We start from the raw sequence: 21,359 nt of genomic DNA, 5'->3' as shown, positions 1-21,359 counted from the left end.
CGTGCGGGGGCCTGCCCGGACCGGGAGGGTAGGAGGGGCAGTTGCTGCGACGCTTGTGACAGTTCTCGTCGTCCTTCTCGTGGGGCGTGGGATCTGTGACAATCGCGGTCTCGGCAGGACTGGAAGGTGGGGCGATCGTGCGGAATCGGATTGCAGTTCTCTCGCTCGCGTCGGCGGCAGTGGCGGCTTTGATGTCGGCGGGACCCGCGTCCGCGGAGATGTCGGTCGGCGGGATCGATTGTCCGCGATGGGATGTCGCGACGATCGCGTCCGGATACGGGATGCTCGAGAATCTCGCGTTCGACGGACGCGGGTCGATGCTGCTGTCGGATTCGTCTTTCGTGGCGCCCGGCGCGGTCCGCACGCTCGATCCGTCCGGTGCGGGCGGCACGGTCGTCGACCAGGTGCACGGCTCGGGCGGGCTCGTCGTCGACGGTGACGACCTCTTCTTCACCACCGGCAACACCGCTCTCTCCGGTCTTCTGGGGATCGCCGACGGCACGGTCGACGTCGTGAACCTGCGCAGCCGCGACCGCCGAACCGTCGCCGGAGGTCTCGTGATGCCCAATGGGCTCGCCCGCCTCGGCAACGGCGACCTGCTCACCACGCACAACCTCGGAACGCCGGGGCTCACCCGGATCCCGGCCGATCGCCCCGGTTCGCCCGAACGCGTGCGCTCCGACCTGGGCACCGTCGACGGCGTCACCACCGCCGGCGACCACGTGTTCCTCACCACGTCGTTCGACCCTGTCAGCGAGTTGAAGATCCTCGACGCGCGGGACCTGCGGGGACCGGTGCGTACGATCCCGCTGCCGGGAATCGGCCCGCTCAACGTCGCCGACGACCTCACCGTCGGCCCCGACGGCGCCGTCTACCTGACCTACAACGTCGCGGGCCGAGTGCTGCGTGTGAACCCCGACACGGGCGAGAGCTGTGAGATCGGTGCGGGACTGATACTGACGTCCGCGGTGAAGTTCGGTGCCGGTCCCGGGTGGGACGCGAACGCGCTGTACGCGACCGGCTTCGACGGCACCGTCCGCAGGCTCACGCCGCCCGTCGGATAATTGCGGCCATGAGTCCCGATACCGAACGTCTCACCGCCTGGGTCCACGGATACGTCCAGGGTGTCGGGTTCCGGTGGTGGACTCGGGCGAGAGCTCTCGAGCTGGCGCTGGCCGGCCATGCGACCAATCACGCCGACGGCCGGGTGCTCGTGATCGCCGAGGGGCCGCGCGATGCGCTCGAGCGGCTCCTGGTGCTGCTGCGTTCGGGGCAGACGCCCGGCAGTGTGACGCTCGTGGTCGAGCACTTCGGTGCGGCACGCGGGGGCCTTTCCGGGTTCGTCGAGCGCTGATCCGCCGGTAGAGTCCACCGTCATGCACCTGAAGAGTCTGACGTTGAAGGGCTTCAAATCCTTCGCGTCTGCCACGACTCTGCGGTTCGAACCGGGCATCACGTGCGTCGTGGGGCCCAACGGTTCGGGAAAGTCCAACGTCGTCGACGCCCTCACCTGGGTGATGGGCGAGCAGGGCGCGAAGGCGCTGCGCGGCGGCAAGATGCAGGACGTCATCTTCGCCGGCACCGCGGGCCGTGCGCCGTTGGGGCGCGCCGAGGTGACGCTCACGATCGACAACTCCGACGGGGCCCTACCGATCGAGTACTCCGAGGTGTCCATCACGCGGCGTATGTTCCGCGACGGCGCCGGAGAGTACGAGATCAACGGCAATTCGTGCCGGCTGATGGACGTGCAGGAACTGCTCAGCGACTCCGGCATCGGCCGCGAGATGCACGTCATCGTCGGTCAGGGGCGGCTGTCCGCGATCCTCGAATCCCGGCCCGAGGACCGACGCGCGTTCATCGAGGAGGCCGCGGGCGTCCTGAAGCACCGCCGGCGCAAGGAAAAGGCCGTCCGCAAGCTCGACGCGATGCAGGCCAACCTCGCGCGACTCACCGACCTCACCGCCGAGCTGCGCCGACAGCTCAAGCCGCTCGGTCGTCAGGCCGAGGTGGCGCGGCGGGCGCAGACCGTGCAGGCCGACCTGCGTGACGCGCGCCTGCGCCTGGTCGCCGACGACCTCGTCACGCGGCGGGCCGAACTCGCCAGCCAATCTCACGACGAGAAGCTCGTCCGGCAGCAACAGGAAACGGTGCAGGCCGCGCTCGAGGCGGCCACCGCCGAACTCGGCGGGCACGAGCAGGCGCTCGCCCGGCTGACGCCGCAGACCGAGGTCGCCGGTCAGACGTGGTTCCAGCTGTCGGCGCTGGCCGAACGGGTGAGTGCCACGACCCGGATCGCGCAGGAGCGGGCGCGCCATCTCGACGCCGAGCCGGCCGCCGGCCTCGGGCAGGACCCGGACGAGATGGAGGCCCGCGCCGAGCGGATCGCACAGGAGGAGGCCGAACTCGTCGCGGCCGTCGAGATCGCGCGCGCCACCCTGGACGCGGCGCGCGAGCAACTTGCCGAGCGTGAGGAGGCCGCCGCCGACGCCGAACGCGCACACCTCGCGGCGGTACGCGCGATCGCGGACCGGCGGGAGGGGCTGGCCCGGCTGTCGGGGCAAGTCGACACGTTGCGGACCCGGGCCGAATCCGTCGACGCGGAGGTCGCGCGCCTCGACGTCGCGATCGACGAGGCCCGACAGCGCGGGGACGCCGCGCAGACCGAGTTCGATGCCGTCGAGGCCACCGTCGGCGATCTCGACGCGGGTGAGGTGGGGCTGGACGGCCATCACGAACGGGCCGTTGCGGCGTTGGAACTCGTGGCCGACCGGGTCGCCGAACTGCAGGCGGCCGAGCGTGCCGCGGGCCAGGAGGTGGCGTCGCTGAAGGCTCGGATCGATGCCCTGTCGATGGGCCTCGAACGCAAGGACGGCGGCGCGTGGTTACTCGAGCACCACGTCGACCGGGGACTGACGGGCGCGGTGGCCGAGTTGATCCGGGTCGACGCGGGTTTCGAAACCGCTGTCGCCACCGTCATGGGGCCCGCGGCCGACGCGATCGTCGCGGAGTCCGCCGCTGCGGCCGCGAGTGCGGTGCAGGCACTGAAGACCGCGGACGGCGGTCGCGCCGCAGTCCTGTTCGCTGTCGAAAACGTCGGCAGGACAGCACCTCCCGATCTGCCTGGTAGTGCGAAGTGGGTTGCTGACGTCGTCGAGTGCCCCGCGTCGGTGCGCGCGGGAGTGACGGCACTGCTCGAGGGCGTCGCGGTTGTCGACTCGCTGGACGACGCCACCGAACTGGTGCAGGCGATGCCGTCGGTGCGCGCGGTGACCCGCGACGGCGACCTCGTCGGCGTCGGCTGGATCACCGGAGGCTCCGACCGTCGACCCAGCACGCTCGAGGTGCAGGCCGCGATCGACGCCTCCACGGTCGGGCTCGAGGCCGCGGAGCGGCGTGCCGAGGAGCTGGCGGCCGCGCTCGCCGGTGCGCTGGCCGAGCAGGCCGATCGGGCCGAGGTCGCCGAGCAGGCGCTGGCCGCGTTGCACGAGTCCGACGCCGCGCTGTCCGCCGTCTACGAGCAGCTGGGGCGGCTGGGGCAGATCGTCCGTGCCGCCCACGCCGAATCCGAGCGGCTCGTCGCCCAACGGTTGAAGGCCGAGACCGGCCGTGAGGAGACGCTGGCATCGCTAGCGGAGCTCGAGGAACGGCTGCGGCGGGCCGAGGACGAGCAGTCGGGCGGAGATCCGGCGGACGGCACAGGTCCCGATGCGACCACGTTCGAGCGTGAGGCAGCTGCCGCGGCGCTGACCGAGGTGCGGGCCGTCGAGGTGGAGGCGCGACTGTCGGTGCGGACCGCTGAGGAACGTGCGGAATCGGTTCGCGGCAAGGCTGATTCGCTCCGCCGCTCGGCACGGGCCGAGCGGGAGGCACGGGCACGTGCGGAACGGGCGCGCCGGGCCCGGCAGACCGCCGCCGCCGTCGCCGCGGCGGTCGCCGACGCGGGTCGACGGATCGCGGAGCGACTCGATCTGGTCGTGGCCGCGGCCGCCGCCCACCGGGACGAGCTCGCACGCCTGCGCGCCGCGCACACCGACCAGGTCGAGGCCGTCAAGGAACGCGTCCGCCAGCTCACCGCCCAGATGGTGTCGCTCACCGATGCCGTCCACCGGGACGAGGTGGCCCGCGCGCAGGCCGCGCTGCGGATCGAGCAGCTCGAGGAGACGATCCTCGAGCAGTACGCCATCGCGCTCGACGACCTGATCGCCGAGTACGGGCCCGACGTCGCGTTGCCGCCGTCGGAGCTGGAGATCGCGGAGTACGAGCAGGCCCGCGAGCGCGGCGAGCAGGTCACCCGGCCCGCGCCGGTGCCGTACGACCGCGCCACGCAGGAGCGCCGGGCGAAGCGCGCCGAGAAGGACCTGGCGACACTCGGCAAGGTGAACCCGCTCGCGCTCGAGGAGTTCGCGGCGCTGGAAGAGCGCTACAACTTCCTGTCCACCCAGCTCGAAGACGTCAAGAATGCGCGCAAGGACCTGCTCGGGGTGGTCTCCGACGTCGACACCCGCATCCTCGAGCTGTTCACCGAGGCGTACGCCGACGTCGAGCGTGAGTTCGTCGAGGTGTTCGCGAAGCTGTTCCCCGGCGGTGAGGGCCGCCTGGTGCTGACCGACCCGTCCGACATGCTCACCACCGGCATCGAGGTGGAGGCCCGGCCGCCGGGCAAGAAGGTCAAGCGGCTCTCGCTGCTCTCCGGTGGCGAGAAGTCGCTCACCGCGGTCGCGATGCTCGTCGCGATCTTCCGGGCCCGACCGTCGCCGTTCTACGTCATGGACGAGGTCGAGGCCGCGCTCGACGACACCAACCTGCGGCGGCTGATCGGTCTGTTCGAGCAGTTGCGGGAGAAGTCGCAGCTGATCGTCATCACGCACCAGAAGCCGACGATGGAGGTGGCCGACGCGCTGTACGGCGTCAGCATGCGCGGCGACGGCATCACCACCGTCATCTCGCAGCGGCTGCGCGGCGAGAACCTGGTCACCGGGTGACGCCCGAACCTTCATCCGCGGGCACACGACCGCGTGCCCGCACTCGAACAGCACTCGAACAGCACTCGAAAAGTAGACGAATGGGAGAAACGATGAACGCGCACGATTTCCCGGTGAAGACCGCGGACGGAACTACCGAGGACCTGAGCGCCCACAAGGGCAAGCTGCTGCTGATCGTCAACGTGGCGAGCAAGTGTGGACTCACGCCGCAGTACGAGGGCCTCGAGGCGCTTCACCGTGCGAACCAGGACAAGGGGCTGCAGATCGTGGGCTTCCCGTGCAACCAGTTCGGGGATCAGGAACCCGGCGACGACGCCGAGATCCAGCAGTTCTGCAGCGTCAACTACAACGTGACCTTCCCGGTATTCGCCAAACTCGAGGTCAACGGTGAAGACGCCGACCCGCTGTTCCAGTATCTGCGCGCGGTGGCCCCCGGCGACTTCGGCCCCGATCACGGCTTCCTCTACGAGCACGTCAGCAAGACCCGCCCCGAGGCGATCGGCACCGACGAGGTGAAGTGGAACTTCACCAAGTTCCTCGTGGACCGGGACGGCGAGGTCGTTCGCCGCTTCGAGCCGACCGTCACCCCCGAGCAGATCGCCGAGCAGATCGCCGAACTGCTCTAGAAGTCGCGACGTGACACCCGAGGATCCGCTCCTCGGGTGTCACGGGCCGATCGCGGCCCATCCCCGGCCTGTCTTGCCCGGAGGCGTCACAGTCGCGAGCAGCCTGACAGGATGTCGGTGTGACTACCGGAGCCTGGATAGCAATAGCGGCCGTGCTGGCCGTCCTCGTCGTGGCGCTCGTCGTCGGCCTGACCATGGCCCGGCGCCGCCGCGTCAGCCTCACTGCGGCGCCCGAGAAGCCCGAGCTGACGGAGCAGCCGAAGGACCGTTCGGGCGGATATCAAGCCGGTGGCGGCTTCAACTTCAGTCAGGGGCCGACGGCCACCGCGCCGCCCAAGGTGCCCCCGGCCGCGCCGAAGGCGCCGCCTGTAGCACCCCCGGTGCCGCCCGTCGCGCCGCCCGTTCCGCCGACGGCGCCGCCCGTCCCACCGGCCGCACCTGCGCCGGAGCCCACGCCCACGCCGGCGCCCGAGCCCGTTGCGGAGCCGGAGTCGGTTGTCGAGCCGGAGCCGGTTGTCGAGCCCGCCCCGGCCCCCGAGCCCGTCGTCGAGCCGGAGCCCGTTGTCGAGCCGGAGCCCGTTGTCGAGGCCGCTCCCGCGCCGGCGATCGAGGAGATCGCACCCACCGAGGGCCGTCTGGATCGCCTGCGCGGTCGACTGTCCCGGTCGCAGAATGCTGTCGGTAAGAGCCTGCTCGGTCTGCTCGGTGGCGGTGACCTCGACGAGGATTCGTGGGAGGAGGTCGAGGACACCCTGCTGATCGCGGATCTCGGCACCGCGACCACCACCAAGGTCGTGGAGCGGCTGCGTGAGCAGATGGCGGCCCGTGGCGTGCGCAGTGAGGCCGATGCCCGCGCGCTGCTGCGTGAGGTGCTCGTCGAGGAACTGCGTCCCGAGATGGACCGCTCGATCCGCGCCCTGCCGCACGGTGATCATCCCGCCGTGCTGCTCGTCGTCGGTGTCAACGGCACCGGCAAGACCACGACCACCGGCAAGCTCGCCCGCGTCCTCGTCGCCGACGGCCGTCGCGTCCTGCTCGGCGCCGCAGACACCTTCCGCGCCGCTGCGGCCGACCAGCTGCAGACGTGGGCCGAGCGGGTGGGCGCCGAGGTTGTTCGCGGACCCGAGGGCGGCGATCCGGCCGCGATCGCGTTCGATTCGGTCGCCAAGGGCATCGAGGACGGCGTCGACGTCGTCGTCATCGACACCGCCGGCCGTCTGCACACCAAGACCGGCCTCATGGACGAGCTGGGCAAGGTCAAGCGCGTCGTGGAGAAGAAGGCCGCAGTCGACGACGTCCTCCTGGTCCTCGACGCCACCGTCGGGCAGAACGGTCTGATGCAGGCGCGGGTCTTCGCGGATGTCGTCGACATCACCGGTGTCGTGCTGACCAAGCTGGACGGCACCGCGAAGGGCGGCATCGTGTTTCAGGTCCAGCACGAGCTCGGTGTTCCGGTCAAGCTCGTCGGACTCGGTGAGGGTGCCGACGATCTCGCGCCGTTCGAGCCGGAGGCGTTCGTCGACGCGCTTCTCGGATAGCCGGTTTCGTCCGGTGCGCCGATCCCTTCCGTCCGCGTTGTCCGGACGGGGGTCACGACGGCGTAACGGATGACATGCACTCGGACAACGGGCCTCGGTAGCGCGATCTACTGGGGCCCGTTGTTCGTGACGAGTCGGGGGAGTCGAGCGCATCCGCGTCGCTCGGTCGCGATTTCACGCTCGGGGAGGCGCGTTGTGCGAACCGTCCGTACCCTTCTGACAGCCGCGGTGGGCACCGCGCTGCTGGCCGGATTCGTCGGCCCCGCTCCCGCGTCGGCCGATCCGTTCACCGATGCCCGGGCGCGCCTCGACGGAGCCGTCGCGGTAGCCGGGGGCGGTGCCGTCGTCTACCAGTTCGGCCCTGACTTCCGACTGCCGATGCAGCGTGCGGACGGCAGCGTCTACGACATGGGCACCGACAGTCGCCTGATCGTGATTCCCGGAGCTTCGAGGTCGCCGCTCACGTCGCAGTTGCTGGTGGACCGCAAGGCCGGTGACTCGCTGCGATGCGAGGCGACGCCCACAGCGGTCGCCGGTGGGATCCAGCAGACGTCGGAGGTGCATGCGCCCGTCGATGCGTGGAACCGTATGGGGCGGCCCGCAATTGCGATCAACACCAATTTCTTCGACGTGCGCCCACAGGCCGAGGGCACGAGTTGGGCGCGCAGCGGATGCTCGTCGCCGCTCGGGACCTACTACGACACTCATCTCGCGACACGGAGCCTGGATTTCTCGAAGTTCTGGGACCGCTACTTCGTCGGGTCCGAGGGCCTCAGTGACGGCGCCGGGCAGGTGTGGTCACCGTTGTCGACGTTCTTCGTCGTCGACGACAACGTCGCAGGGCTACCGATGCCGGTGTCGTTCGAACTGCACGACGCCGAAGGTCCGTTCAGCAACGAGGCGACCAGAAGACGGGTCGACGAGTTGGAGTTCGGCGGGCGCGAGTTCACGGCGTTCGCGGGCATCAAGCTGCGCGGCCCGGCCGGCGACTTCCAGTTCGTCGACGTCCCGATCCGGCGGGCGGCGCGAACTGCGATCGGCTACAACACAGCTCGCGACCAGTTGTACATCTTCCAAGGAGGATCGAACGAGGCTGACGGCTTCACGATCGGGAATGTGCAGGACCTGTACCGGGCGCTCGGCGCCGATCTGGCCGTGGGGCTCGACGGCGGCGGATCGTCTGCGCTGGTCGTGAACAAGGCGGCGGGAATCGTGTGGGCAGGGCAGGGAATCAACGCCGGAATCGCGCCCCTCGGATTCTGCTCCGAGGCTCCGGATGCGTACTGTTCGCCGGGTCCCAGGCGTCCCGTTCCTGGGTGGTTGGGCGTCGACATGCGCGAGTATGCGGGCTCGTAACGAGCAGGAACCTCGCGAAAACTCGCTGATGAAACGTGCTTGCAACATAGTCTGGCCATGCGTTCACCTACGCGAAACAGCCGGGAGCCCTGCCGGAAACACCGCGTGACCACTCTTCTCCATGACGACGTGCTGCCCGGCGCGCGAGAGGGAGGTTCTAGTGAGTCCCGAGGAAGTGTTGGCGAGCTCCGGCAACGCCGCATGGATGCTGATGGCCGCGTCGCTGGTGCTGTTGATGACACCCGGCGTCGCGTTCTTCTACGGCGGGATGTCGCGGTCCAAATCGGTCCTGAACATGATGATGATGTCGTTCGGGTCCATGGCCGTGATCGGTGTCGTGTACGTGCTGTGGGGCTGGTCGATGTCCTACGGCACCGAGGACATCGGCGGCGTCTTCGCGAACCCGTTCGAGTTCTTCGGCCTGAAGGACAGCATCACCGATGCCGACGGCAACTTCATCGCCGGCGCCTGGGGATACCCGAACATCATCGACATCGCGTTCCAGGTGACGTTCGCGATCATCACCACGGCGCTCATCAGCGGTGCACTCGCCGAGCGCGTCAAGTTCGGAACATGGATGGCGTTCTCCGCGATCTGGGTGACGGTGGTCTACTTCCCGCTGGCGCACATGGTCTGGGGCGGTGGACTGCTGTCCGGTTCCGAGAACAGCCTGGCCGCCAAGATCTTCGGCACCACGGACGACGGTGACGGCGGTCTGGTCGCACAGGTCGCACCGATCGACTTCGCCGGTGGAACCGTCGTGCACATCAACGCCGGTATCGCCGCGTTCGTCCTCGCGGTCATCGTCGGCAAGCGAATGGGCTTCGGCAAGACCGCGTACCGGCCGCACAACCTTCCGCTCGTCATGCTCGGCGCCGCGCTCCTGTGGTTCGGCTGGTTCGGATTCAACGCCGGTTCGGCTTTCGCCGCCGACGGTGCGGCCGGCCTCGCGTGGGTCAACACCACGTCGGCCACGGCCGCCGCGATCCTCGGCTGGCTCGCTACCGAGCGGATCCGCGACGGCAAGGCCACCAGCCTCGGTGCCGCGTCCGGCGCCGTCGCCGGCCTCGTCGCGATCACGCCCGCTGCGGGCGCGCTCAGCCCGGTCGGTTCCCTCGCACTCGGCGCCATCGCCGGCATCCTGTCCGCTCTCGCGGTGGGCCTGAAGTACAAGTTCGGCTACGACGACTCGCTCGACGTCGTGGGTGTCCACCTGGTCTCCGGACTGTGGGGCACGGTCGCGATCGGCTTCTTCGCGACGGAGACCGGACTGTTCTACGGCGGCGACTACAAGCAGCTGGTGATCCAGATCGTGATCGCGGCCTTCGCGCTGGTGTTCACCGCAGTCCTCACCGCGGTCATCGCCTTCGCGCTCAAGCCCCTCGGATGGCGCGTGTCGAAGGAAGCGGAAGCACGCGGAATCGACGAGGGTGAACATGCCGAGACGGCGTACGACCTAGCCTGACGCGATACTGAAGGAAAGCGAACATCGGGCACATGAGACTTTTCGAAGGGATACGGATATGAAGCTGATCACGGCGATTGTCAAACCGTTCACGCTCGAGGACGTCAAGTCCGGACTCGAACAGGCAGGTGTGCTCGGAATGACGGTCAGCGAGGTGCAGGGCTACGGGCGGCAGAAGGGCCACACCGAGGTCTACCGCGGCGCCGAGTACTCGGTCGACTTCGTGCCCAAGGTTCGCGTCGAGGTCGTCGTCGACGACGCCGCTGTCGACAAGGTTGTCGAGGTCATCGTCGAGGCCTCCCGCACCGGCAAGATCGGTGACGGCAAGGTCTGGGTCACGCCGGTCGAATCGGTCATCCGAGTACGAACCGGGGAACGAGGTTCGGATGCGCTCTGACCCTCACGGGTCCGGATTCGACGGCCCTGATCCAGTCGCCACCACGGCGGCCGGATCGGGGCCGTCCCCGTCTCGGGGTGCGGAGTCGGACCATCCGGACGAAGCCCGTGACCTGGCCCGTGCGCGGGCGCAGTTGCTGAGCGGCGGTAACCGCAACCACCGCCTCGACGCGCCCTCGCTGCGTCACGCGCTGGTCGACCTGCACGAATTCTGGCTTACCACAAAAGGAAACGAACTGGGCATTCGCCCGGACTCGGGGTTCGCGATCGTCGCAGTCGGTGGTCTGGGGCGCCGCGAGATGCTGCCGTACTCCGACCTGGACCTGATCCTGCTGCACGACGACGTCGACCCCGCGCTGGTCTCTCGGGTCGCCGATCAGCTGTGGTACCCGCTGTGGGACGCGCACATCAAGCTCGACCACAGCGTCCGAACGGTGCCACAGGCCCTGCAGGTCGCGAACGCTGACCTGACCGCGACACTCGGCATGCTCGAGGCCCGCCACATCGCCGGCGACGTGGAACTGAGTCACCTCCTCATCGGCGGCGTGCGCCGACAGTGGCGCACCGGAATTCGGTCGCGTTTCGATGAACTCGTCGAACAGGCACGCACCCGGTGGGCGCGCAGCGGAGAGATCGCGCACCGCGCGGAGCCGGACCTGAAGAACGGCCGGGGCGGGCTGCGGGACGTCCAGTTGCTCAACGCGTTGTCGATCGCGCAGCTCACCGACGGTATGCCCGGTCTCGGGCCGGACGCGCCGGGCGGTGGGCTGGCGCTCGCGCACCGGCGCCTGCTCGACGTACGCACCGAACTGCACCGGGTGGCGGGCCGCTCACGGGACCAGTTGCGCGCGCAGGACGCCGACGAGATCGGTGCGGCGCTGCGCATCGGCGATCGATTCGACCTGGCCCGCACACTGAGCGACTGCGCCCGAACCATCGGCTACTCGGTCGATGTCGGGCTGCGGACGGCGAACAATTCGCTTCCGCGGCGCGGTCTTTCGAAGCTCCGCGGGATTCCGGTGCGGCGGCCGATCGACGAGGGCGTCGTCGAGCATGCCGGCGAGGTGGCGCTGGCGCGTGACGCGCGGCCCAAGCGGGACCCCGGCCTGGTGGTGCGGGTCGCGGCCGCGTCGGCGGCCACCGGGATGCCCATCTCGGCGTCGACGCTGAGCCGGCTGTCGGACAACGCTCCGGAGCTGCGGGAGCCGTGGCCCAAGGGTGCGCTCGGCGATCTGCTGGTGCTGCTGGGCTCGGGCAGTCGGGCGATCCCGACGATCGAGGCCCTGGACCGGACCGGGCTGTGGGGACGGCTGCTACCGGAATGGGGCGCGGTGCGTGACCTGCCGCCGCGCGACGCCGTCCACACGTGGACCGTCGACCGGCATCTGGTGGAGACCGTCGCGCAGGCCGGCGCGCTCACCACTCGCGTCGCGAGACCGGACCTGCTGATGCTCGGCGCGCTGCTGCACGACATCGGCAAGGGGCGCGGCGGCGACCACAGCGAGGTCGGGGCCGAACTCGCCACGCAGATCGGCACCCGGCTGGGGTTGTGGCCGTCGGACATCGCGCTGCTGAGCGCGATGGTGCGGCACCACCTGTTGCTGGCGCAGACGGCGACCCGCCGGGATCTCGACGATCCGGGGACCGTGCAGATGGTGGTGAACAAGCTGGGCGGCGATCCCGTGCTGCTCGAGTTGCTGCACGCGCTCGCCGAGGCCGACTCGCTCGCGACCGGGCCGGGCGTGTGGGGTGACTGGAAGTCGTCGCTGATCGGCGAGCTGGTGCGGCGGTGTCGGCTCGCGATGGCGGGGGAGAAGCTGCCGGTGCCCGACCCGATCGACCCGGCGCTGGTCGACCTGGCGGCAGGCGGAGGCGTGCACGTCTCCCTCGACACCGGGACCGCCGCGCACACGTTCGTCGTCACCGTCGTCGCGCCCGACACGCCCGGCCTGCTGTCTCACGAGGCGGGCGTGCTGGCCCTGCACTCGCTGCGCGTGCTGTCGGCGTCGCTGGGCAGTCACGGCACCTCGGCGATCAACTCGTTCGTCGTCGCGCCGCGGTTCGGGGCCCCGCCCCAGGCGGGCCTGCTGCGACAGGAGCTGATCCGGGCGATCGCCGGCGAGGTGGACGTCCTCGAACAGCTGGACGCGCGCGAGCTCGAGTCGCTGGGGACGCAGCCGCTCGAGGATCGGACCGGGGCGGCCGTTCCGGTGCAGTACTCGCAGGCACCACCGCGGGTGATCTGGTTCGACGTCGAGGAAGAGTCGGGTCAGGCGATCGTGGAACTGCGCGCGGAGGACCGGTTGGGCCTGCTCAGTAGGCTGGCCCGGGTGCTCGAGCGAAACGGTGCCGACGTGCGCTGGGCGCGGGTGAGCACGCTGGGCTCGTCGGTGGTCGACGCGTTCTGCATCCGGCTCGCGGATGCCGACACCCGGGCCGGGCGGCAGCGGCTCGAGCGCGCGATCCTGTCCGTCGTCCCGGCGCCGGAACCCGAGAAGGAGTCGGACTCCGAGTCCACCTGAGCCCGTCGCGGTCGACGTCGGGCGGTTGCTGCGGCGCGCTCTCGGGCGTTGCAGTAACCGCCCGCGGCGGCGGTACCCCGGACCGTCGACGCCGCGTACAGGGTTGCCGCACGGTCCGACCGCGTCGAGCGGTTACCCTGGTTGCGAGAATATTCACGGCCTTCTCCCAGAGCTCAGGAGCGCACTCGGTGTTCGAATCCCTTTCCGACAGGTTGACCGGAGCCCTCAAGGATCTGCGTGGCAAGGGTCGACTCTCCGGAGCCGACATCGACGCCACGTGCCGCGAGATCCGTCTCGCACTCCTCGAGGCCGACGTCGCGCTGCCCGTCGTCCGCGCCTTCATCGCCAAGATCAAGGAACGCGCCAAGGGCGCCGAGGTCTCGGGAGCGCTCAATCCGGCGCAGCAGGTCGTCAAGATCGTCAACGAGGAACTCGTCGGCATCCTCGGTGGCGAGACGCGTCGTCTGCGGTTCGCGAAGACGCCGCCGACCGTGATCATGCTGGCCGGTCTGCAGGGTTCCGGTAAGACCACGCTCGCCGGCAAGCTCGCGAAGTGGCTCAAGGGCCAGGGCCACACCCCGCTGCTCGTCGCGTGTGACCTCCAGCGCCCCGGCGCCGTCAGCCAGCTGCAGATCGTCGGTGAACGCGCGGGTGCCGCGGTGTTCGCGCCGCACCCCGGAACGTCGATCGGTGGCGGCGACAACGCGCTCGGCGTCTCGGCGGCCGACCCCGTCGAGGTCGCGCGTGCAGGCGTCGAAGAGGCCCGCAACAAGCAGTACGACGTCGTGATCGTCGACACCGCCGGCCGCCTCGGCATCGACGAGGAACTGATGGCGCAGGCTGCGGGCATCCGCGACGCCGTCCAGCCCGACGAGACGATCTTCGTGCTCGACGCCATGATCGGTCAGGACGCGGTGCACACCGCCGAGGCGTTCAAGTCGGGTGTCGGTTTCACCGGCGTCGTGCTCACCAAGCTCGACGGCGACGCCCGCGGTGGCGCCGCGCTCAGCGTCCGCGAGGTCACCGGCGAGCCCATCCTGTTCGCGTCGACCGGTGAGAAGCTCGAGGACTTCGACGTCTTCCACCCGGACCGCATGGCCAGCCGCATCCTCGGCATGGGTGACGTGCTCAGCCTCATCGAGCAGGCCGAGCAGGTGTTCGACGCCCAGCAGGCCGAGGAGACGGCGCAGAAGATCGGCTCCGGCCAGCTGACGCTCGAGGACTTCCTCGATCAGATGATGGCCGTGCGCAAGATGGGTCCCATCGGCAACCTGCTGGGCATGCTGCCCGGTGCGGGGCAGATGAAGGACGCACTCGCCAACGTCGACGAGAAGCAGCTCGACCGGATCCAGGCGATCATCCGTGGCATGACGCCGGAGGAGCGCGAGAACCCGAAGATCATCAACGGGTCGCGTCGACTGCGGATCGCGAACGGCTCGGGCGTCAAGGTCTCCGACGTCAACCAGCTCGTCGAGCGCTTCTTCGAGGCCCGCAAGATGATGGCCGCGATGGCCGGCCGCATGGGCATGCCCGGCGCGCGCAAGCAGATCAAGGGCAAGAAGGGGAAGAAGGGCAAGAAGGGCGGCAAGGGCCCGACGCAGCCGAAGATCCGCGGCGGATTCCCGGGCGGCTTCCCCGCCGGAATGCCGGGCATGGGTGGGATGCCGGCCGGCATGCCGGACCTGTCGAACATGCCCAAGGGCCTCGACCAGTTGCCGCCGGGACTCGAGGGCATCGACCTGTCGCAGCTCAAGCTCCCCAAGAAGTAGGCAGGCCCGTGAGTTCGTTCCACCTGCGTGGCACCGGACTGCCCGACGAGCAGCAGTTCGAGCTGTGGATCCGGGACGGGAAGTTCTCGGACGAGCCGGTTCCGGGTGCGCAGACACTGTGCACGGATGGCTGGATCCTGCCCGGCCTGGTGGATGCCCACTGCCACGTAGGGATCCGGTACGGCGGCGGCGCGGAGGACCTCGAGGGTGCGCTCGCGCAGGCCCGCACCGAGCGTGACGCCGGTGTCCTGCTGATCCGCGACGCCGGATCGCCGGTGGACACCCGCTCGTTCGACGGCGTCGCGGGGCTGCCGCGGATCATCCGCGCGGGCCGGCACATCGCGGCCCCGAAGCGGTACATCCGGGGGCTGCCGGTGGACCTCGAGGACGAATCGCAGTTGCCCGACGAGGTGGTGCGCCAAGCTCGGGCCGGTGACGGCTGGGTCAAGCTGGTCGGGGACTGGATCGACCGCGAGGTGGGCGATCTGGCACCGCTGTGGAGCGACGGCATCCTCGTCGATGCGATCGCCGCGGCGCACCGCGAGGGTGCCCGGGTCACCGCGCACGTGTTCGGTGAGGACGCGCTGCCCGGCCTGATCGAGGCCGGGATCGACTGCATCGAGCACGGCACCGGTCTGACCGACACCACGATCGCGATGATGGCCGAACGCGGCACCACACTGGTCCCCACGCTGATCAACATCGACAACTTCCCGGAGATCGCCGACGGCGCGACGCGATTCCCCGTCTACGCCGCGCACATGCGCGACCTGTACGCGCGGGTGAACGACACCATCGGTGCCGCGCGCGATGCCGGGATCGCGATCTACGCGGGCACCGACGCCGGCGGACACGTCCGGCACGGACGCGTCGCCGACGAGGTCGCCTCGCTCGGCAAGGTGGGTATGACGCCCACCGAGGCCCTCGGTGCCGCGTGCTGGAATGCGCAGGGCTGGCTCGGCGGCGGCGGACTCGAACCGGGCGCGCCTGCCGATCTCGTTGTCTACGAACAGGATCCGCGTACCGGGCCGCAGGTGCTGTCGCAGCCGTCGCTCGTCATGGTCGGCGGCGAGGTCGTCACGAGGCGGGGCTGATCCGGATTCTGGTGGGGAGCCGGCCGGTCAGGTCGGCTGCTCCCGCGTCCGACGGGCTGTCGTCGCAAGCCTTGTGTCGGTGTCGCAGAGCTTCTCAGCACTGAATACCCCTGCGACAACGGCACTGGGTGTGCAACATCATGCGGGTGGCCGGCGTCGCCCTGTCGCACGCTTGTGCCAAGATCTCCTCGCGCGGAGGGGCCGTGCATCGCGAGGGGCGGAGGGGACTCGGTGCCGACACCCAAGGTTGTCTTTCTGCACGGCGTCGGGAACGGTGATCCCGACATGGATTGGCTCAGTGCTCTGAACACGGGCCTCTACCAGTGCGGGTACGCATCGCTCGACCGCGCTGACGTCATCGCACCGAGATACAACACCCTTCTCATGTCTGCCGGTGCCCGCGCGTCGCTGCCGCCGGTGACATACAAGCCCAAGGATGACAGCGGGTCCCGCCGGCAGTACGAACGCCGGCAAGCGCGGATTCAGCGGAAGCTGCAGAAGGATCCGGCGGTGCAGGCTTACGGTCTCGGCCGGGTTCCGGACCCTCTCGCCGCGTTCGGAAGCGCTGCCGTCGTGAAGATTGCCCCGGGGCAACTGAAGGCCGTACAGAACTACGTGGAGAACGCGAACATTCGCGGCGCGGTCATGAAGCGGATCCTTCATGCGCTGGACGGCGTCCACGGCGACGTCGTGCTCGTCGCGCACAGTCTGGGCAGCGTTGTTGCGATCGACCTCCTCGATCACCTGCCGGAGTCGGTTCACGTGCGGCGATTCGTCACGATCGGCAGCCCCGCTCACTCCGAGGCACTGCACAAGGGGGCCGAGCGACTGCTCGAGAAGTTCCCGTACTCGCGGGTCGACGACTGGTCGAACTTTCTGTCCGTATGGGACCCGGTCACTTTGGGGCGAGGGCTCACCTCCTTGTTCCCTGCGGCGCAGGACTTCATGGTCCAACTCGACGACCTCAACGCCGCCAAGGTGGCCGTGGCGGGCGCGCACGACAGTGTCCGGTATCTGCGGCACGAGGCGATCGCCGGTCTGATCGGGGAGGCGGTCTGGCCCACGCCCGAGCCGACATACAGGGGAGGCTCTTCGATCGAAGTGCGCCTCGAAGACGGTGACGCCCTTCGGTTGCTGGCTATGCAGTTCAACAAGCACGTAGCGGGTCTTATCGTCGACAGGGACACCAAGCAGCGCTTCGGTGATGTCGCGCAACTCCTCCGCGACGCCGAGGTATCCAGTATCCGGCACATGCTCAAGGAGGGGCGCCCGGTCCCGGCCGAGTTCCTGACGCTCGCCGAGGGGCGCATGCCGTTGCTTCCGATCCGATGGTCGGAGGTCGAGGCGGTCCGGCACATGGCGGTCTTGGCAACGGCGAACAACATCACGCCGTACGAAATCGATTGTGGAGAAGCACAGCTGGCTGCCGTGGCGCACATCGCGATGGACCTGGGGCTGAGCAGTCAGATCGGTGATGCTGTCAGGGACGCGATCGTCGCGGTTCGTCGAGAAGCACTCGAGGCCCCGAGTCTGCGAAGTCGATTCGGCGATTCGGTCAAGAGTCGGTGGCTGATCGGGGCGGCGGGGCTTGCGCTCGTGGCAGCTGGTCCGATCGGATTGATGGTGGCGGCTCCGGCGGGTCTGGCCGGCGCTGCGGCTTTCACGAGCATGTTGGCTGCATTCGGTCCCGGAGGGATGGTCGGTGGACTCGCAGCGGTCGGCGGACTGGCATCGACCGGGACGCTCATGGCGACTGTTGCTGCGACGGTCGGAACGACGAGCCCGGTAGCTGACGATCCTCGGACGCTGGTCGCCCGGGTTGCAGCCGAGTACGCACTGACCAAGCTGCACCTCCCGCACGATGAAGCTCTGTGGGGTCGGGTCACCGAGATGGACAACCAGATCAGCTCTGAGATTCGTCGTCTCGAACCGTTCTCGGATGAGAGGTCCGACCGATTGACCCAGCTGCGGACCGGACATGAGGTGTTGGAGCGCTTGCTGAAGTTCATGGCGGTCCACGGGCTCGGGCCCGTCGAGATCAGTGCCGGAGATGGTGACGCCGAACTGATCGCGCTCACCCGCTGAGGGCGATCCCGGCGGGCGCTGGATGCACCGCACACGCGTGTTGCCGTGCGCGTGGGGACCAAGCGGGATCGCCTCGTAGATGAACCGCGTCGGCTCGGGGACCCGGCAGGTGGCGCGCGATCACGGTGCTTCCGGCACAATCGGATCGACCGGCAGGAGGTGATCGGTGACACCACGTCGGAGCGGCGGTGAGCCGGCCAGGGTGCGAACCGGCGACGTCGTCGCGTTTCGGCTGCACTCGCATCACCTCACCACTCGGCGACCGGTCGGCGACCTGCTCGAAGTGGTGGGTGCTTGCGGTGTGCAGAACAGCCCGCCGGGGTCGGCGCTGCTCGCGCTGCGTGCCCGCGTCGAGGGCGTGACGCGGGAAAATGTCGACCACCTGGTCGCCGACGAGCGGAGCCTGCTCCAGACCTGGTGCATGCGAGGTGCGCCGTTCTACTTCCCGACGGTCGATGCTCCGGCCTTCACCACCGGCGTCCTGCCGACCACCGAGAAGGCCCGGCTGCATCTGATCGTCGGTGTCGAACAGGCCCTCGAGCGACTCGGGCTGGGGTTGGACGAGGCGGTCGGCATGCTCACCGAGCAGATCGGACCGGTGCTGTCCCGGCGGCAACTGGCGATCGAGGAACTCGGAAAGGAACTCGCCGGGCGCATCGCGGACACACTGCCGCCCGGCCGACGTGAGACCTGGCAGTCGGAAGGCCCCTACGGTGCAGGCCAGCCGCTCGGGGAGGCCGTCGTGCACTTCTGCATCCGCATACTGACGCTGCGCGGAATTGTCTGCCTTGCACCGCGAAGCAAGAACAAGGCACCGTTCGTCCTGGTCGAGGAATGGCTGGGCCGGCCGTTGCCCGAGGTCGACCCGGACAGTGCCCGCGCCGATCTGCTCCGCCGATACCTGCACTGCTACGGCCCGTCCACGCGCAAGGACTTCGCCAGTTGGGTGGGCGTCCGTGCCGGCGACCTCGGACCGTGGTGGACCCTCCTCGATGAGGAGCTCGCGCCCGTCGAGGTCGACGGCCGCCCGGCCTGGGCACTCGTCGACGACCTGGCCGACCTGCAGGCGCCGCCCACATCACGCGGGGTGCGACTGCTTCCGCCGCGCGATCCCTACCTGCAGATGCGTGATCGGGACACCATCGTCGACAGGAAACACCATCGTCAGGTGTGGAAGCCGGTCGGCGATCCCGGCGCGGTGTTGGCCGACGGAAGGATCGTCGGAACCTGGCGACCACGAAAGAGCGGCCGGCGACTGACGCTCACGGTCGAGACGTTCCAACCGCTGAGCGCAGCATTGCGCGAGCAGTTACAGGACGAGGCCGAGCACGTCGCCGAACTGCGCGGGGCGTCGGTGGTCCAGCTCGAGTTCGAGGACTCGGCGGCACGCTGACGCACGGGTGGCGGTGGTCGCCTCGACTCAGCCGAGTTGCTTCATCAGCGAGAACAGATTCGCCACACCCCAGTGCTCGACGATCCTGCCGTCTCGTACCCGCATCGCGTCGACGGTCTCGAACGCGACCTCCCGGCCGGTCGGCGCGATGCCCATGAACGCGCCGCGGTGCGTGCCGTGGTAGGTCTTGTACGTCGTCACGACGTCCCCGTCGACTGTCTGCCAATGGATCTCGGCGTGGAAGTCCGGGAATGCCGCACGCAACGCCTGGTACAGCAGTCGGGCGCCGTCCTTGTCCGGCGATCGACCGGGCTGCGGGGTGTGGTCGACGAAGTCGTCGGCGAACAGTTCGTCGAACACCGCGTAATCGCCGCCGCCCTGCACCTCCTCGGTGTTCCGGCGGACCACGGCCTTGGCGGCCTCCCCGGTGGCCCCGGTTGTGGAGTTGCCGTTCCGGATCGTCACTGCCGGAGCAGAATCCGACGAATGTCGCCCGATCGGTGTTGTCGCGTGGCGTGCGATGCTCGCCGCGAAGCCCGGAGTCTCGCGGCGGTTGTGGTCGGCCGCCGCGGCGTCGACGGTTTCGGCGGCATCCTCGTAGACGGTGCCGTGCCCGTCGAGGAACGCGAAGTAGTCGCCGGTCGGCGTGAGGGCGATGCGATTGGTGATGGTGCACCGTCCGTCGTCGGTGGCCTCCGCGCGCAGCTCCCACGTCGCCAGGACGGTCGTGCGTCCGGCAGGGGTCACGGCGTCGGAGGTGGAGACCATCCGGCAATGGTGTGGTGCGGTCACCTCGCCCACGTAGTGGTGAATCAGCAGCGTCTCACCGATCCGCTCGACACCGACCGACATCGGCCTGCCGTCCGCGCCGGTACCGATACCCACCGTGATGTGGTCCGGGGGACAGCACCGCCGGAACTCCGCTTCGGGAAGCGTGAACAACCATTCGGCGATGTCGACCTTCTCGGCCGACACGTCGATGATGTGGGTGAAGGTCGAGTCGGTGAGCGTGCGTGTCGACATCCCGGCCTCCCGTCGTGGTGGAGAGTCGCCTCGGTGGACCGCTCGTGTCGTGCACGGCACGAGCGGTGAGAGTCGACGCTAGTCGGGGGCAGGGGGATCCCGGGTCGGGATCGGCAGATGGTTGCAGCATCGACACCGGCGATGCGTCCGAACTGTGTGGTGCGCGAGGGGGGACTTGAACCCCCACGTCCTGAGACACTGGAACCTAAATCCAGCGCGTCTGCCAATTCCGCCACTCGCGCGAGCGCCTGTCAGAATACGCCACCGACGACCGGTCTCGATCGGCAGGACCGGCCGACGGTCGGCGTACTCCCGTTCATTTACGCGGACAACGGTTTCGGTGCCCGTCTGCCGGCCTGCGCGCGACGGTGCCGCCACACGGCATTGAGCAGGGTGGCCGGGTCGAGATCTGCGGCCTCCGCCGCCGAGCCCAGCAACCCCAGGGCTCGCGTCTCGGTGACCGGTTCCTTCGATCCGGTTGCGTCCGTGACGAACACGCGCACGGCGTCGAGTGCTTCGGGGCCGAGGAGCCCGAGGCGCAGCACGAACGTCTCCCAGGTGGTGGTGCCGAGCCCGGGTACATCGGTGAGCGCGGAGCGGGCGGTGCGCCCGTCGCCCAGGGCCCGGGAGTTTCTGATGCCCGCGTGAACGAGGCCCTCGGCAGCGCGAGCGACCGCCTCGGCCTTGGTGGTGTAGTTGCCCGGAACGCGCTGTCGGTTGCCCAGGATCTCGGCGAGCCGGTCCGGGGTGTCGACGAAGCCGGCCAGCGCGGCGAGGTCGTCGAGCTGCGTGCCGCGATGATCGCGCCAGTTCTCGATCACGCGTCGGACCCCGGTGCGCGGAGTGCCGTACGTTGCGCGCGCCGAGAATACGGCGTCCAACAGCGCGGCCTCGGACTCCCGCGGCCAGGCCGGCGGCCACTGTGATCGCTCGGTCGGCAGCGTCACGGCGATGTGATCGAGAAGTTCGCGGACCCCCGGTGCATCCATGTTCCCCCCTGGTGTTCGGTTGTGAGGGCGGACGGTATCCGGGCACTCCGACAGGATCCGGACAAGCCCACGACCGGACGTCGACACATCCCCGGCTGTCCGATTTCGGACCGACCGCACG

Annotated in this window: 15 protein-coding genes and 1 tRNA gene; 13 read left to right on the top strand and 3 right to left on the bottom strand. The window is 69.1% G+C overall.

The genetic code is table 11. The features are described from left to right. The first annotated feature begins 134 nt into the window (after nt 1-134). The 13 genes from AC1RIF_RS15340 to AC1RIF_RS15280 all read left to right on the top strand — a co-directional run bounded on the left by AC1RIF_RS15340 (nt 135) and on the right by AC1RIF_RS15280 (nt 19,226). Nucleotides 135-1,064 carry an SMP-30/gluconolactonase/LRE family protein gene (locus AC1RIF_RS15340; RefSeq protein ID WP_492602373.1) on the top strand — a complete coding sequence of 310 codons (930 nt, stop codon included), beginning with the start codon at nt 135-137 and terminating at the stop codon, nt 1,062-1,064. Between the two features lie 8 nt (nt 1,065-1,072). Continuing rightward, nucleotides 1,073-1,354, top strand: coding sequence for an acylphosphatase (locus tag AC1RIF_RS15335; RefSeq protein WP_492602205.1), 282 nt, complete (start codon nt 1,073-1,075; stop codon nt 1,352-1,354). Nucleotides 1,355-1,376: 22 nt separating this feature from the next. Beyond that, nucleotides 1,377-4,982: a chromosome segregation protein SMC gene (gene smc, locus AC1RIF_RS15330; RefSeq protein ID WP_492602204.1), complete on the top strand. Its 3,606-nt coding sequence runs from the start codon at nt 1,377-1,379 to the stop codon at nt 4,980-4,982. Between the two features lie 92 nt (nt 4,983-5,074). Then, nucleotides 5,075-5,608 carry a glutathione peroxidase gene (locus AC1RIF_RS15325; protein WP_492602203.1) on the top strand — a complete coding sequence of 178 codons (534 nt, stop codon included), beginning with the start codon at nt 5,075-5,077 and terminating at the stop codon, nt 5,606-5,608. Between the two features lie 119 nt (nt 5,609-5,727). Further along, on the top strand, nt 5,728-7,146 hold the full coding sequence (gene ftsY / locus AC1RIF_RS15320) for a signal recognition particle-docking protein FtsY (protein WP_492602202.1): 1,419 nt from the start codon (nt 5,728-5,730) through the stop codon (nt 7,144-7,146). Nucleotides 7,147-7,341: 195 nt separating this feature from the next. Continuing rightward, on the top strand, nt 7,342-8,502 hold the full coding sequence (locus AC1RIF_RS15315; RefSeq protein ID WP_492602201.1) for a phosphodiester glycosidase family protein: 1,161 nt from the start codon (nt 7,342-7,344) through the stop codon (nt 8,500-8,502). A gap of 205 nt (nt 8,503-8,707) precedes the next feature. Next, complete coding sequence (locus AC1RIF_RS15310; RefSeq protein ID WP_492602372.1) at nt 8,708-9,967, top strand: ammonium transporter; 1,260 nt, start codon at nt 8,708-8,710, stop codon at nt 9,965-9,967. A gap of 58 nt (nt 9,968-10,025) precedes the next feature. Further along, nucleotides 10,026-10,364 carry a P-II family nitrogen regulator gene (locus AC1RIF_RS15305; RefSeq protein ID WP_492602200.1) on the top strand — a complete coding sequence of 113 codons (339 nt, stop codon included), beginning with the start codon at nt 10,026-10,028 and terminating at the stop codon, nt 10,362-10,364. Next, nucleotides 10,354-12,885: a [protein-PII] uridylyltransferase gene (locus tag AC1RIF_RS15300; RefSeq protein ID WP_492602199.1), complete on the top strand. Its 2,532-nt coding sequence runs from the start codon at nt 10,354-10,356 to the stop codon at nt 12,883-12,885. Before AC1RIF_RS15305 ends, AC1RIF_RS15300 begins: the two co-directional genes overlap by 11 nt. 188 nt (nt 12,886-13,073) lie before the next feature. Continuing rightward, nucleotides 13,074-14,654, top strand: coding sequence for a signal recognition particle protein (gene ffh / locus AC1RIF_RS15295; RefSeq protein ID WP_492602198.1), 1,581 nt, complete (start codon nt 13,074-13,076; stop codon nt 14,652-14,654). 8 nt (nt 14,655-14,662) lie between these two features. Next, nucleotides 14,663-15,748 carry a metal-dependent hydrolase family protein gene (locus AC1RIF_RS15290; protein ID WP_492602197.1) on the top strand — a complete coding sequence of 362 codons (1,086 nt, stop codon included), beginning with the start codon at nt 14,663-14,665 and terminating at the stop codon, nt 15,746-15,748. A 231-nt stretch (nt 15,749-15,979) separates the two neighbouring features. Next, nucleotides 15,980-17,833: a lipase family protein gene (locus AC1RIF_RS15285; protein WP_492602196.1), complete on the top strand. Its 1,854-nt coding sequence runs from the start codon at nt 15,980-15,982 to the stop codon at nt 17,831-17,833. Between the two features lie 166 nt (nt 17,834-17,999). Next, nucleotides 18,000-19,226: a winged helix DNA-binding domain-containing protein gene (locus tag AC1RIF_RS15280; RefSeq protein WP_492602195.1), complete on the top strand. Its 1,227-nt coding sequence runs from the start codon at nt 18,000-18,002 to the stop codon at nt 19,224-19,226. Nucleotides 19,227-19,253: 27 nt separating this feature from the next. On the opposite strand, the gene AC1RIF_RS15275 is transcribed toward AC1RIF_RS15280, so the two are convergent. The 3 genes from AC1RIF_RS15275 to AC1RIF_RS15265 all read right to left on the bottom strand — a co-directional run bounded on the left by AC1RIF_RS15275 (nt 19,254) and on the right by AC1RIF_RS15265 (nt 21,238). Beyond that, nucleotides 19,254-20,249 (bottom strand): ester cyclase, encoded by a 996-nt coding sequence (locus AC1RIF_RS15275; protein WP_492602194.1) that lies wholly within the window; start codon nt 20,247-20,249, stop codon nt 19,254-19,256. 157 nt (nt 20,250-20,406) lie between these two features. Further along, nucleotides 20,407-20,491 (bottom strand) — tRNA-Leu (locus tag AC1RIF_RS15270). Between the two features lie 78 nt (nt 20,492-20,569). Next, entirely contained in the window at nt 20,570-21,238 is a 669-nt protein-coding gene (locus AC1RIF_RS15265) for a DUF8548 family protein (protein ID WP_492602193.1), read from the bottom strand. Between the last annotated feature and the right edge of the window lie 121 nt (nt 21,239-21,359).

It is taken from the genome of Prescottella sp. GW823-FHT02E09 (genome assembly GCF_058797375.1).
Note: the sequence above shows the minus strand (reverse complement) of the source record. Positions and strands in the feature narration are given on the sequence as shown.